Source organism: Aquimarina gracilis (assembly GCF_035285365.1).
Lineage (GTDB): Bacteria > Bacteroidota > Bacteroidia > Flavobacteriales > Flavobacteriaceae > Aquimarina > Aquimarina gracilis.
Window position 1 is genome coordinate 394,524 of the sequence record NZ_JAYKLX010000005.1, and the last position, 14,898, is coordinate 409,421.

Genomic DNA, 14,898 nt, shown 5'->3' on the forward strand with positions numbered 1-14,898 from the left:
AGCCTCTTAATCTATGATACATGCGCGAGGCTGCTTTTGTGAGGCAAAATAAAGATAAATGGTTAAAATTTGAAAGTGTTCTGGTTAATAATGCATTAATCGCACCAGATGAGCTTTCCGATTTGTATATAGAAATCACCGATCATCTAAGCTACGCTCAAACATTTTATCCCAATAGTCAAACCCTTAATTACCTTAATGGTTTGGCCTCAAGTGCGCATCAAAAGATTTACAAAACCAAAAAAGAGAAAAAAAATCGATTTTATTCATTTTGGGTAAAAGAGTTTCCACTTGAGTTTTACAAATACCAAAAACAGCTTTTAATAACCTTTTTGATTGCGGCTCTTTTTACTGCAATTGGGGTATATTCGTCGGCTACAGATGGTGCTTTTGTGCGATCTATACTTGGCGACAGTTATGTTAATATGACCTTAGAAAATATTGCCAATGATGATCCTATGGCGGTCTATAAGCAAATGGGAGAAACCAATATGTTTTTGGGTATAACGATTAACAATATACGTGTTGCTTTAAATTGCTTTATACTTGGTGTTATGTTTGGTATAGGGACCATTTATATGCTTATGCAAAATTTTATCATGTTAGGCTCTTTTCAGTATTTTTTCTATGATAAAGGTTTGTTATGGGAAAGCGTTCGCACCATCTGGATCCATGGTACTATAGAAATTTCGGTAATTATTATTGCCGGGTGTGCCGGCTTGGTAGTTGGTAATGCTATTTTATTTCCCAGAACATATACACGTCTTACTTCTTTTGTAAGAGGTGTTAAAGCAGGACTGAAAATTGTAATAAGTACTGTTCCATTCTTTATTGTTGCCGGATTTTTGGAAGGTTTTGTAACCAGACATACAGAAATGCCCGATTGGTTGGCTATTTTTATCATATTAGGGTCTTTATCCCTTATTCTTTTTTATTATGTAATTTACCCCAGACAACTATATAACAAATCAAAAAAATGAATACAAATAAATACATAGAATTTAAAAAAAAGAGAGAACTTGGTGATATTCTTACAGATACTTTTGCTTTTTTAAGAAACGAAGGAAAATCGTTGTTTTCGGTTTTAATGAAAACATGTGGAATTCCATTTGTACTACTCTTGTTGGCTTCTGCTTACTATACCTATGCTTCTTCAAACTTATTTGATCCGGTAAGTATAAGTAATGGAGATATGTTTAATTCTGGAGCGATGCTCATATCATTATTTTTAATGTTGGCAGCTTTGCTAGCTTTTTATGGTTTGCTCTTTGGAAGTGTTCTGCACTATATCAAGTCTTATGTAACCAACAATGGGATCGTTGATTACGAATCGGTGACCAAAGGAGTGAAAGAAGATTTTGGAAGTATTCTTGGCTTAGGAGTTCTTTCTGGTATCATCATCTTTTTTGGGTTTATGCTATGTGTTTTACCTGGAATTTATCTTTATGTACCAATGAGTCTGGTATTTGCCATATTGGTATTTCGCAATGTAAGCGTTTCAGATTCTATAAGTGAAAGTTTCCAGCTTGTAAAAAATGAATGGTGGATCACCTTTGCAACCCTTTTTGTATTAGGTATCATCATTTGGGTGATTAGCATGGTATTTTCTATTCCTGCACTTGTGTACACATTTAGCAAAACATTTACAGCAGCTTCTGAAGGTACATATGCAGACCCTTCTGCTATGGTAGATTGGGTTTTTATCGCGTTGAATACCATTTCATCGGCTGCACAATATGCATTATATGTTATTACTGCAATTGCCAGTGCTTTTATATATTTTAATCTAAATGAAAGAAAATATTCAACTGGAGCTTTAGAACAAATTGATTCTTTAGGAAACAATTCATAATAACTTGGCGTGGTGGTTAATAATGTATTCCACCTGGACAAAATCCCTTGAAATACCCAGTAAATTGAGAATTTTTTATTGCTTTTTATTAATCATAATTTCTTCTTTTCCTGTAAAGGCTCAGGATAGTATCGCTATTGCTAATACTGAAGAAATCGTTTACGATCTTGATTCTCAAAAAGAAATAAAGGAGTTTGATCAAGAGCAATTACAAGAATATCGCAATCAAGAAGATTTTAATTATACCGAATACGAAGAAGTAGAGAACTGGTGGACACAGTTTAAAAAATGGGTAGGACAGCTGCTTCAAAGATTCTTCAGATGGCTATCTGGAGGGGAAATTACAGGTTTTTGGGCCTTTGTTCTTAAGATATTACCCTATATCATAGTGATAGCCGTATTGTTCTTATTGGGGTGGTTGTTTCTTAAAGTAAATCCAACCGATATGCTTCTAGAAAAACAAGATCCTCCGCAGATCGAACTCACCGAAGATGAAGATATAATTCAAAACCAGGATATTCAACAATTAATACATCTGGCATTGCAAAACAATAATTATCGTTTGGCAATTCGATATTATTACTTGTTTGTATTAAAAAAGTTATCCGATCTTGAGTTCATCGAATGGGAGTCCCAAAAAACGAATACCGATTATATCAAAGAATTAAGTGATGTTGGCCTAAAAGATCAATTTAAGATAATCACAAAACTTTATGATTACATCTGGTACGGAAGCTTTGAGGTAAATGAAAAATCATATAAAAAGGCTGAAAAAGAATTTTTGTCTATAAGTAATCAAATTGAACGCTAATTATCAATGAGCAAAAACGCCAAAATATTCATTATACTCATTGTTGCAGTAATTGGCTTGCTTACCTATCTGGAAGCTAGCGAACCAGAACCTATTAATTGGTTTCCTAGCTATGCCAAATCAGACAAAATCCCTCTGGGTACGTATGTATCTCATAAGGCTATTAAAAAAGTATTTGGTGATCATAATGTTAAAGATATCAATACTCCTCCTTACGAGTTTCTTACCGATAATGATACCGTTGCCGGAACATACTTTTTTGTAAACGGTACTGTGAATTTTGGTAAAGATGAATTAAACAAAGTATTACGATGGGTAGAAAAAGGGAATACGCTATTTATTTCGGCAAAATCGATAGAATCGCAACTTTTAGACACGCTTCATCTAGAAAGTGATAATCTTTTATCTCTCGATGACATCTCAACAAAGCCCATTGTCGAACTTACCAATTCATATCTAAAAGGAAACTCACCTTTTTTGTATGATCGAGATACATCGAACCCATATTTCAGTGCTATAGATACTATAAACACTACAGCACTTGGGGTTATGCAATTATATAATGATACTTTAAAAATAAAAGAGCCACAAGTCAATTATATAAAACAGGCTTTTGGAGAAGGCGAAATACTATTGCATACCTTTCCAGAAGCATTTGGAAATTACTTCATGTTAAAGGACCAAAATTTTGAGTATACTCAAAATCTTTTAAGTTATATAAACCCAAGGCAAAAAATTCTTTGGGACAATTATTATAAAGCAGGTAAAACATTTTATACCTCTCCCCTTTTCTTACTGTTAAGCAACAGATATTTGAAATGGGCCTATTACTTTGTTCTTATTGGTGTTTTGTTATTTGTGTTTTTTGAAGGAAAGCGAAAACAACGAAGTATTCCAATAATCACGCCTCTAAAAAATCAAACCCTGGCTTTTACGCGTACCATTAGCGGGATGTATTTTGAAAAAGAAAAGCATAAAGAAATAGCAACCAAGCAAAATTTGTTGTTTCTTGATTATGTTAGAAACACCTTAAGGGTACCTACCGATCATTTGGATGAAAAAACATTAATTGATATTTCGGCAAGAAGTAATAATGATCTTGAAACTACCAAAAAGTTATTCAGGTATTTTGATGAGTTGCACAAAAAGCAGAAAATAGAAAAAGAAGAACTAACCAGACTTTATGAATTGATAACCGATTTCAAAAGTCGAGTATGATATACTATATATTTTAAACAAATTATATAATGGAAAACGAAGAAACTACAAATAATATAAACCCAGGGCAATCGCAGGAAACTGAAGCTACAAATCAGGATCTAAACTTTAAGAATAGAATTGATTTTGGTGAGTTGCAAGAAACTACCGAAAAGTTAAAAGCACAACTTGCAAAAGTAATTGTGGGACAACAAGATTTTATAGAGTTATTGATCGTTTCTCTGTTATCCAATGGCCATGTTTTGATTGAAGGCGTACCAGGGATAGCAAAAACAATTACTGCAAAACTATTTGCCAAAACATTGGATACCCAATTTAACCGTATTCAGTTCACCCCAGATCTTATGCCAAGTGACGTATTAGGAACCTCGGTATTGAATATGAAAACCAGTGACTTTGAGTTTAAAAAAGGCCCAATTTTTTCTAATATGGTACTTATCGATGAAATTAACCGGGCTCCGGCCAAAACTCAAGCCGCTTTGTTTGAGGTTATGGAAGAAAGACAGGTAACCATCGATGGGATTAGATATCCAATGGAACCTCCTTTTATGGTACTGGCTACTCAAAACCCAATAGAACAAGAAGGAACCTATGCCCTGCCCGAGGCTCAACTGGATCGTTTTTTATTCAAAATCAAGGTAGACTACCCAGCTCTTGAAGATGAAATCAATATCCTTAAAACACACCACGAAAGAAAGGCACAAAAACCACTCGAAATGGTGGAAGCGGTATTGACGCCTTCAAAGCTGAAAGAATTTAAAACAAAAACACAAGAGGTAATTGTAGAAGAAAAGATCTTAAGCTATATCGCCGAGATCGTAACCAAAACCAGAACACATCCACACCTGTATTTGGGTGGTTCTCCTAGAGCATCAATTGCCGTGATGAATGCCTCAAAAGCCTTTGCTGCTATTAACGGAAGAGATTTTGTAACTCCCGAGGATATTAAAAAAGCATTGTTCCCAGTGCTAAGACATCGTATCATTTTATCTCCAGAACGTGAGATGGAAGGAATGACAACCGAAAATGTGATTGAAATGATCCTGCAATCTGTAGAAATACCACGATAGTGTTGATCAAGTTTTTAAAATCGCTATATCTAAGCTCCAGAGTATTTTATATACTCACAGCCATATCGACACTGTTTTTGTTGTCGTATTGGTTTACTGGTTTGTACCCAATAGCGTGGTTATTGGTATGGGGACTATTCATTACTTTTCTATTTGACATTGTTATTCTATACAACACAAAAAATGGTATAGATGCCAGCAGAATACTCCCCGATAAATTCTCTAACAGCGATTTTAATGCAGTCCCGGTACGAGTTAAAAACAATTATAGTTTTACTGCCAGAATAGAAATTATCGATGAGATCCCGGTACAGTTTCAAAAACGAGATTTTATAAAAACGGGTACCATACCGGCAAAATCAGTTTTTGATTTTGAATATTCGTTGCGACCCGTGAAACGTGGAGAATATGTATTCGGGAATCTTCATATATACACCATGACACGGCTGGGGCTAGTCAAAAAAAGATACAGTTTTGATAAATCGGCTATGGTAAAGGTATACCCTTCATTTATACAAATGAAGAAATACGATTTCCTGGCAATTGATAATAAACTCACCCAAATAGGATTAAAAAAAATACGTCGCATTGGGCATACTATGGAGTTTGAGCAGATCAAAGAATATGTTATTGGTGATGATGTGCGCACCATCAACTGGAAAGCCACTGCCAAGCATGGTAATTTGATGATTAATCAATTTCAGGACGAGAAATCACAACCGATATACTCTATCATCGATGCCAGCCGGGTGATGAAAATGCCTTTTAACGAGTTGAGCTTGCTCGATTATGCCGTAAACAGTACGCTGGCTTTTTCTAATATCGCCTTAAAAAAACATGATAAAGTAGGGATGCTTACGTTTTCTAACATCGTAAATGACTTTTTACCCGATAGTGGTAAGAAAACATATATTAACAATATCTCTGAAACCTTATACAATGTAAAAACACAGTTTTTGGATTCTGATTTTGGATTGTTGTATGCGCACGTTAAACGGCAAATAACACACCGTAGTTTGTTATTGTTGTATACCAATTTTGAACATATATCGTCTTTAAAACGACAACTCCCCTATTTACAGGCCTTGGCCAAAAAGCATCTGTTGGTCGTGATTTTCTTTGAGAATACAGAATTGGATAACCTGATCCACAAAAAAGCCGAGGACCTGCAAACCATATACGACCAAACCATCGCACAGCAGTTTGCCTATGACAAAAAAGTAATGGTAAAAGAGCTACAAAAACACGGTATCCAAACGGTGCTAACCGCCCCTGAGGATCTTACCGTAAATACCATCAATAAATATCTGGAGATTAAAGCCCGGGGGCTTTTATAGTTTGGGATTATTATAGTAACTTTCGATAAAGAAGTATCGAGTAAACCTTTATGATACGTTTACAAATAGGTATAAACGAATACAAACGGAAATATATGTAGTGGTACGTATATTCCTTAGTTGTGCGTCATACAAGAAAACAGGAAAACAATTATAATCTGAACTAAAAATGAACGAAATTTCATTCGGAAAGGCGAAACTTTCAGACTCTTTAAGAATATCTGTTTTACTTAAAACTGTCTACATTCAGACATACGCAGTTGACGGAGTAACATTTGAGTTTTCGAACTTTATAACCAAGAGATTCTCACCAGAACTTATTGAGAAAACTATAAAAGAAAATCCAAGTCGCCTAATTATTGCTTATCAGAATGGAAATCCCATTGGAGTTGCTGAAATAATTTATGACAGTAATTGTCCGATTAGAAAAATATCTGTTCCTGAATTAAGTAAATTGTATGTCTTAGAAAGGTTTTACGGAAAAGGAATCGGTTACGGATTAATGAACGAGGCGGAAAAAGAAGTACGGGAAAATGGATTTACGGAATTTAATCTTGAGGTTTATATAAATAATAAAAGAGCAATAGCTTTTTACGAAAGACAAGGTTATAAATCAATTGGCAATGTAGATTTTCCAATGGAATCTAATACTTATGAGAATTTAGTAATGAACAAAGAGCTGAATTGAAAAGTACGAACGCACAACACGGTGTATAAAACATAGCTAATAAATGCTCAATCTAAGGGTTGTGTTTATTTGCGAAGACCGCCAAATTTTAATTTGGCGTTTACTAAAAATGATAAAAGCAAAATATTTATATTTGACTTAGTACCAATCCGAAACGTATCGCTTATCACCTGCCCTACGTTTCTTAACGAACATTCCTGTAAAAATATAAAATGAACGAAAACATAAATATAGCTGTCTTAATTGACGGTGACAATATACCATCTGCGAATGTCAAAGAGATGATGGAGGAGATAGCCAAATATGGTAACCCTACCATAAAAAGAATATATGGGGATTGGACCAGACCTGGATTAAACAAATGGAAAAATCTATTATTAGAAAATGCCATAACTCCAATACAGCAATATGGCTATACAACGGGTAAAAATGCAACTGATTCTGCTATGATAATTGACGCCATGGATATACTTTACAGCAATAAAGTGAATGGCTTTTGTCTTGTCTCTAGTGATAGTGATTTTACCAAATTGGCAACAAGGCTAAGAGAGGCAGGAATGTTAGTCATCGGAATTGGAGAGAAAAAGACACCTAACCCATTCATTGTTGCATGTGATAAGTTTATTTACATAGAGATTCTTAGGAAGCAATCCGAAGATAAAACTGACCCAAAAGAAACTACTAAATCTTCAGTTGATAAAATTACCAACAAAGAGATTAGCTTAATTTCCTCTTCAATCAATGATTTATCAGATGAAGAAGGATGGGCTTTCCTTGGAGATGTTGGAAGTTTAATACAGAAAAAACGACCCAATTTCGACTCTAGAAATTACGGATTTGAAAAACTTACACCACTTATTAAATCAATTAATAAGTTCGAAATAGAACAACGAGAAAATCCAAAAGGAAGAAGCAAATTGATTTATGTTAAAATAAAAGAAAAACATATAACAAAGGCTAAAAAATCATAACCACCCTTTTAGGATGGCAACGCTTTTTAGCCAAACGTTAATCATATTAAAAACAGATTTATTAACCAGGAGTTTTTACACTAATTCCTTATTCAAAGTTTAGATAAAAGCAAAAATAGTATTTAGGTTTAATGCAAATTCTTAACTTCACCATCCAAACTTTAATACCATTGACAATGAAAAAGAAATTGCTTTTAACATTATGTTGCCTCTACATTGTAAATTTTGGAATTAGTCAATCTAAAGTAATGACGCCAGAGCAGCTAATTGAATTAAATAGAGTTTCTGCTGTGGGTTTAAGCAATGATGGGAAGCAGGTAATTTACAAAACATCGACTTTTGATCTAAAAACTAACCAACGCTCGAGTAAAACATATTCGGTATCGATACATGGTGGAGATGTGAAATCTTTGGATGAAGTTGGGAAGTGGGTGAACGACAAAAATATATCTCCAGACGGAAAGTGGAAATTGGTAGCCAAAGAAGTGAAACTCCAGAAAGTAAGTGGTAATGATCATTATAGTGATGTCCCAAATTCAAATGTTTTCATATACGATCAACTCAACTACAGGCATTGGGACACTTGGGAAGATGGATCTTATAGCCATATATTTGTACAATCTGCAACCGATACCCTGAATAGTGGAATTGATTTGATGGAAGGCCAACCTTTTGATTGCCCGCAGAAACCATTTGGTGGTAACGAAGATTATATATGGAGTCCTGACTCTAAAAAAGTATTATACGTTACTAAAAAATTAGCTGGTACCGAATATTCGGTCAGTACTAATTCAGATATCTATGAGTACAATATAGAAACCAAGCAAACGATTAACCTTACAGAAAACAATAAAGGTTATGATACGCATCCTGCATTTTCTTCCAAAGGTACTCTCGCCTGGTTGCAAATGCAAAGAGATGGCTATGAATCTGATAAAAATGATATAATCGTAAGGCTACCTGATGGAGACATGAATCTTACTAAAGATTGGGATGGTACTGTCAATGGATTTATTTGGAGTAAAGATGGAACCAAAATTTATTATAATGCTCCCATTGGCGGAACAGTCCAAACCTTTCAAATCGATGTTCCAGATGGCAAAAAAAACAAGTCAAAGCCTAAACAAATTTCTGAAGGTCAATTTGATATCAATGGTATTATAGGTCAAAGTGGAAATCATTTAATTGTGTATAGAAGAGATATGAATCATGCAACAGAGATTTATAATCTGAATATAACAAGCGGTGAGATGAAGCAATTGTCTGAAGCAAATAATAAAATATATAAAGACATTAAAATGTCTAATATAGAAAAGAGGGTTATCAAAACAACCGATGGGAAAAATATGGTTACGTGGGTGATTTATCCACCAGATTTTGACCCGTCTAAAAAATACCCCACACTTCTTTATTGTCAAGGAGGGCCTCAAGGTGCCCTATCCCAGTTTTATTCTTTCAGATGGAATTTTCAACTTATGGCCGCAAATGGTTATATTATTGTTGCTCCCAACAGAAGAGGTATGCCCGGCCATGGCATCGAATGGAATGAGCAAATCTCAAAAGATTATGGAGGACAAAACATGAACGACTACCTTTCTGCGATTGATGATGTCGCAAAAGAGCCCTATGTAGATGCAGATAGATTGGGATGTGTTGGAGCGAGCTATGGAGGGTACTCTGTTTTTTATTTGGCCTCAAGACATGAAGGTAGATTTAAGTCATTTATATCACACGATGGTATTTTCAATTGGAGATCTATGTATGGAACCACCGAAGAATTGTTTTTTGTGAATTGGGATCTTGGGGGAGCTTATTGGAATAAAGAAAATACTGCTGCTCAAAAATCTTATAACGAATTTAACCCGGTAAATTTTGTAGACAAATGGGATTCCCCAATTCTTATTATTCAAGGAGGAAAAGATTTTAGGGTACCTATTGGACAGGGGTTAGAAGCGTTTCAGGCGGCGCAATTACAAGGCATAAAATCAAAACTTTTGTTTTTTCCAGATGAAAACCATTGGGTGCTTTCGGCACAAAACAGCTTAGTTTGGCAGAGAGAATTCTTTAAATGGTTAGAAGAGACAGTTAAAAACGTTCAATAAATAGTGGAAAAAAGCCAGCTTACGACTTGTTGTGATGATTAATTGAGCTAATTGATACTATTGCGAATATATAATATGACGCAATATTCCCTGTGATTATATTGCGTGTATAATCGTTCGTTGTACCACAGTTAAATTATTAAAAACGGAAAATGATCCTTTAATTTTTGAATGTAAACGATATCAACAATGACAGAACACTATTAACAAAAATAATGTAATCCATTTGCTTGTTATACCTCTTATAATTTATAAAAGTACCGCAACAATTTGCTTTTTAGTTTGTCTTTGAGTTGAACCGATATACTAATCAATGAAAAAAGTGCCGACACTTTTAATAGTATTCACCTTATTTCTATTGCATGCCCAACAGAGAAAAAGAGACCGGCATTATATTTTTTGCAATAGCATATAGTAAAATACAGGCAACCTTTCAAAAATAAAAAAAGACAGCGTTTTATTGATGGATTTAATTTTAGATTTCTTTTTAGTAAGTGGTATTGTAATCATAGCAATAATCCTTTTACAACTATTCAAAGTAAAACATAAAGAACTACCCCAAAAAGTATTGATTGTACTTTTTTTACTTCTTTTTTTTGTTGCTATTCACTTTTATGCGTTACTACATAACATTATATGGTTAATACATCTTTGTTTTTTGCCCAATGATATAACCACAACTATCTTAGGGCCTTTGTTGTTTCTATACGTAAAAACTTTGTTTTTAAAAGAAGATGGTTTAGTAAAAAATACTTTGGGTCATTTTATTCCTGCTTTCTTATTTGCTCTGGGCATTACAATACCAACAATGCTTTTTAATATTTTTAAGATTGATACCCTAGCATATACGCACACAAATTTTATTCGTACAATCATAAGGTTTGAAAGCTTATACTTCACACTTTATTTATTTATTTCCCTACAATTGTTATCCAGGTATCGAAAATTGTCAAAACAAAAATATTCAAACCTTACGCAATATGATTTTAATTGGATCAAGATCATGTTTTTATCTGCACTTTTCATTATGAGTATCGACATAGGAATTAAATTGTATGAATCCTTTTGGGGAGACTTGTCATGGAATGCCGATTACATTTCTGTTTTATGTATGATTGTTTTGGTTTCTTTTCTAGGGTATTATGGTGTAAACCAATCAAAAGTATTATTACCATCTTTTTTATTGAATAAAGAAAAGGCACTTAACATTGAGAAAACAAAAGATAAAACACTATCCCCTAACAAAAAAGAAGAGTTTGAAACCTTGAAACATAAACTAGAGCAGGTCTTACATACAGATCGCCCCTATCTGGACGAAGATTTAACATTGGGTAAATTGGCACAACAAGTTTCAACAAAAGATAAAATACTTTCTACCCTATTAAATCAATATTTGAATACTACATTTTATGATTTAATCAATAAATATCGTGTAGACGCTGTAAAAGAAAAGATCAACCTGGATAGTTACAAAAACTATAGTCTCTTTGGAATTGCATGCGAATGTGGTTTTAAATCAAGAACAAGTTTTAATAGAATTTTTAAAAAACATACTGGGTTTTCTCCTTCAGAGTTTAAAAACAACACTCTGTAAAAATCATATCGTATTTTTTTAACATATAATAACGTACCATTGCTTCTATTGGTCAATTTGGGTCATGATTAATTTATTCATTTGTCATCAAATCGATAAACTTAAACAAAATGAAAAAAATCATATTGACCGTACTTTTTTGTGCATTTACGCTAATGGTAAAATCACAAAACATAACTGAAGAATCATCAAAGGCGAGTGTAGAAAAATCAATTTTAGGGATTCAAACGGGGTTTGCCGGATTATGGGTTTACAATGAACTAAAAGTGTCAAATCAAATCGCGTTGCGAACCGAATTAGGTCTGGACGCCTATGAAAATGATGATTTTTATCCCGATGCGGGTTTCTTGTTGACAACTGCTATCATAGTAGAACCTCGCTGGTATTACAACCTAAATAAAAGAATACGTAAATCAAAAAGAATTGATAATAACAGTGGTAATTTCTTTGCGCTTAGAACAAATTTTCGCTCAGACGACCTACTTATTAAGTTTGGAGACGATGAAAATGCAAAAATAGTAACTAACCTGTCTATAATACCAACTTGGGGAATTAGAAGAACCCTTGGAAAACACTTTAATTATGAAACTGGAATCGGAGTTGGCTATATTCATTACTTTTCAAAAAACGCGGGATTTGAAGAAGATGAAGGGGAAGTGGCCATAAATATACACTTGCGTATTGGGTATAAATTCTGAAGGAAATAGTATATTAGAAAATATGATTTAGTTACAGCTTATCCAAATTTCCAGGTGTTCGCGAAATATTTATATTTGATATAAGATAGATCCGATGAAATTCGAATTAATACCCATACTTGATTTTATAGAAGATTTATACAACAAACCACGGTCTCAAAATAGATTTAAGGAATACCTTTTTAAATTACAAGGGAATAGTAAAGACGGCCTTGATCTACCTATAATGGGTTTCAACCCTATGGGAAAGGAGCATGCACTTCAAAAAATTGAAGAATTAAAATATCTTGAGGCTGAAGATATAATTAGAAAAACATTAAACGAATTAAACTCAAAACTTAATAATCAAAATTCTAAAACCATAAAAGTGGTACTCAATCTAGCAGATAATCTTGGTGGCGCGTGGACCAATCGTTATGCAACAGATTTTGATAGTAAGTTTAAAATAAATGCCTTGGTTGCCCGTAATTTCTGCACTCCTTATTTTTGGACCAGTGAAAGTTATCATAAAGCCCTTGTCAAAAAGAGAACATTAGAATATGCATATCGCACCGTTTATTGGTTAGAAAACGTAGGCCCAAGCACCTTAGAAGATCATGTAAAACAAGAAATCTTTGTACACAAACAAATCGGTAATACTTCTATACAAGGTAAAAAAAAAATGTTTGATACTATTCAAAAGTTTTATGAAGCGTATAGATATGAAGATGAATATAGCGTTCTTTTCAACTTTTTTTATGGCGATGCTGCTTCCTCTTCTTTAGGTTATCCTACCTATGGGATTAAAGAAGTCAATGGGTTTGATTATGCTAAAAAATTAGCCAGTTAATATAACTCCCAATATGTAATTATACTACAAATTTCCTAAAACGTGTCCTCCTGAAACTGCAATGTATTATCAAAAAATACATTCCATCCTCGAAAATTTACAGTTCGGTAGTTTAGTTTATAAAAAGCTCATCGATTTATAGACATTTGAATCATCAATAATCAAATAACTATAAAACTGTAAGCATATGAAAACTCTAGCATTATTAGTTACTCTTCTAATTTCTAACTTTATTATTAACGCACAGGAAGATCCTAAAGGTGTAACTATTACCGTAACCGTACCAAATGTAACCAGTTCTGAAGGTGAAGTCCTTTTTGGATTGTATGATGAAAACACATTTATGAAAGCCGCACCAATACAAGGGCAAAAAAGTAAAATAGAAAATGGTGTAGCCAAAATCACATTTGTCAATGTTCCCAAAGGCGTATTTGCTATCTCATGTTTTCATGATAAAAATGGAAACAATAGAATGGATTTTGAAGAAAACGGAATGCCAAAAGAAAGTTATGGAGTATCTAATAACAACATGAACTACGGGCCTCCGATCTGGGGTGATGCAAAATTTCAAGTAGGTACAGAAGATCTGGATTTAGAAATTAGAATGTAAAAAAATATAATATTCATCAATCAATCGAAATTGCGCTTTAGGGCGCAATTTCTTGTTATAAAATACAAATAATAGATAAAATAAATTTTTTATAAATATTTAATAAATTTTATCGATAGCTTTTTATATTTTTGTTGTTCAAAATATAACTTATGACCATTACGCAACTAAAATATGTACTTGCGGTAGCAGAACATCAAAACTTTACCAAAGCAGCAGAAAAAACATTTGTAACTCAGCCTACATTAAGTATGCAAATTCAAAAACTCGAAGAGGAATTAGATATCCTTATTTTTGATCGGGGTAAAAAACCTATTGCGCTTACCGAAGTAGGTAGCAAACTGGTTCAACAAGCCAGAAACATTGTAAACGAGAGCGAACGCATACAAGATATCGTAGACCAGCAAAAAGGATTTATAGGAGGAGAATTTAAGCTTGGCGTGATCCCAACTGTGATGCCTACTTTATTGCCAATGTTTTTAAATAATTTCATCAAGAAATACCCAAAAGTCAAACTAAAAATAGAAGAGTTAAACACAGAAGCCATTATTGAGCGTCTTCAGGAAGGACATTTGGATGCCGCTATTGCAGCCACTCCTTTAGAAAATGAAGGAATCAAAGAACGCGTTTTATATTATGAACCTTTTGTGGGCTATATTCCTCCTTCACATAGATTAAATCAGAAGAAAAAGATAGACATAACAGATCTGGATATTGATGACATGCTTTTGTTAGAGGATGGTCACTGCTTCAGAGATGGGATCATCAATCTTTGTAAAACTCAAAAAAGTTATGACGATGACCATTTCCAACTTGAAAGTGGTAGCTTTGAAACTCTTATTAAACTAGCCAATGAAGGATTAGGAATGACGCTCTTACCCTACTTGCATACACTGGATATTAAGGATAACGAGAAGAATAACTTACATTATTTTAATGAACCTTCTCCTGCACGAGAGGTTAGTTTAATCTATAATAAAAGTGAGTTAAAAATGCAGATTATTGAAGCTCTACATACCACAATAGCGGGTGTTATTAAAGGAGCCATTGCTTTTCAAAACGTTCAAATTATAAGCCCTATTACAAAAATAAAAAGCGACTAAAAAGTCGCTTTTTGA

At 33.7% G+C, this 14,898-nt stretch carries 14 protein-coding genes; all 14 read left to right on the forward strand.

The window, feature by feature from the left end:
- Nucleotides 1-20: 20 nt before the first annotated feature.
- The 14 genes from U6A24_RS12325 to U6A24_RS12390 all read left to right on the forward strand — a co-directional run bounded on the left by U6A24_RS12325 (nt 21) and on the right by U6A24_RS12390 (nt 14,883).
- Nucleotides 21-980, forward strand: a complete 960-nt coding sequence (locus U6A24_RS12325) for a stage II sporulation protein M (protein WP_324180279.1) — start codon at nt 21-23, stop codon at nt 978-980.
- Nucleotides 977-1,852 carry a hypothetical protein gene (locus U6A24_RS12330; RefSeq protein WP_324180280.1) on the forward strand — a complete coding sequence of 292 codons (876 nt, stop codon included), beginning with the start codon at nt 977-979 and terminating at the stop codon, nt 1,850-1,852. Before U6A24_RS12325 ends, U6A24_RS12330 begins: the two co-directional genes overlap by 4 nt.
- Nucleotides 1,853-1,916: 64 nt before the next feature.
- The gene (locus tag U6A24_RS12335) at nt 1,917-2,663 is read left to right on the forward strand and encodes a DUF4129 domain-containing protein (protein WP_324180281.1); all 747 of its coding nucleotides are present in this window, start codon (nt 1,917-1,919) and stop codon (nt 2,661-2,663) included.
- Nucleotides 2,664-2,669: 6 nt separating this feature from the next.
- Complete coding sequence (locus U6A24_RS12340; RefSeq protein WP_324180282.1) at nt 2,670-3,881, forward strand: DUF4350 domain-containing protein; 1,212 nt, start codon at nt 2,670-2,672, stop codon at nt 3,879-3,881.
- 29 nt (nt 3,882-3,910) lie between these two features.
- Nucleotides 3,911-4,951 (forward strand): AAA family ATPase, encoded by a 1,041-nt coding sequence (locus tag U6A24_RS12345; RefSeq protein WP_324180283.1) that lies wholly within the window; start codon nt 3,911-3,913, stop codon nt 4,949-4,951.
- A gap of 5 nt (nt 4,952-4,956) precedes the next feature.
- Complete coding sequence (locus U6A24_RS12350) at nt 4,957-6,288, forward strand: DUF58 domain-containing protein (RefSeq protein WP_324180381.1); 1,332 nt, start codon at nt 4,957-4,959, stop codon at nt 6,286-6,288.
- Nucleotides 6,289-6,457: 169 nt separating this feature from the next.
- Complete coding sequence (locus U6A24_RS12355) at nt 6,458-6,976, forward strand: GNAT family N-acetyltransferase (RefSeq protein ID WP_324180284.1); 519 nt, start codon at nt 6,458-6,460, stop codon at nt 6,974-6,976.
- Nucleotides 6,977-7,188: 212 nt separating this feature from the next.
- A complete protein-coding gene (locus U6A24_RS12360; RefSeq protein ID WP_324180285.1) occupies nt 7,189-7,947 on the forward strand; it encodes an NYN domain-containing protein in 759 nt (252 codons plus the stop codon).
- A 176-nt stretch (nt 7,948-8,123) separates the two neighbouring features.
- The gene (locus U6A24_RS12365; RefSeq protein WP_324180286.1) at nt 8,124-10,049 is read left to right on the forward strand and encodes a S9 family peptidase; all 1,926 of its coding nucleotides are present in this window, start codon (nt 8,124-8,126) and stop codon (nt 10,047-10,049) included.
- A gap of 463 nt (nt 10,050-10,512) precedes the next feature.
- On the forward strand, nt 10,513-11,643 hold the full coding sequence (locus U6A24_RS12370) for a helix-turn-helix domain-containing protein (RefSeq protein ID WP_324180287.1): 1,131 nt from the start codon (nt 10,513-10,515) through the stop codon (nt 11,641-11,643).
- A 110-nt stretch (nt 11,644-11,753) separates the two neighbouring features.
- Nucleotides 11,754-12,341 carry a hypothetical protein gene (locus tag U6A24_RS12375; protein WP_324180288.1) on the forward strand — a complete coding sequence of 196 codons (588 nt, stop codon included), beginning with the start codon at nt 11,754-11,756 and terminating at the stop codon, nt 12,339-12,341.
- Between the two features lie 94 nt (nt 12,342-12,435).
- Nucleotides 12,436-13,170 (forward strand): hypothetical protein, encoded by a 735-nt coding sequence (locus tag U6A24_RS12380; protein ID WP_324180289.1) that lies wholly within the window; start codon nt 12,436-12,438, stop codon nt 13,168-13,170.
- A 187-nt stretch (nt 13,171-13,357) separates the two neighbouring features.
- Nucleotides 13,358-13,780, forward strand: coding sequence for a DUF2141 domain-containing protein (locus U6A24_RS12385; RefSeq protein ID WP_324180290.1), 423 nt, complete (start codon nt 13,358-13,360; stop codon nt 13,778-13,780).
- Nucleotides 13,781-13,932: 152 nt separating this feature from the next.
- Nucleotides 13,933-14,883, forward strand: a complete 951-nt coding sequence (locus U6A24_RS12390; RefSeq protein WP_324180291.1) for a LysR family transcriptional regulator — start codon at nt 13,933-13,935, stop codon at nt 14,881-14,883.
- Nucleotides 14,884-14,898: the final 15 nt, after the last annotated feature.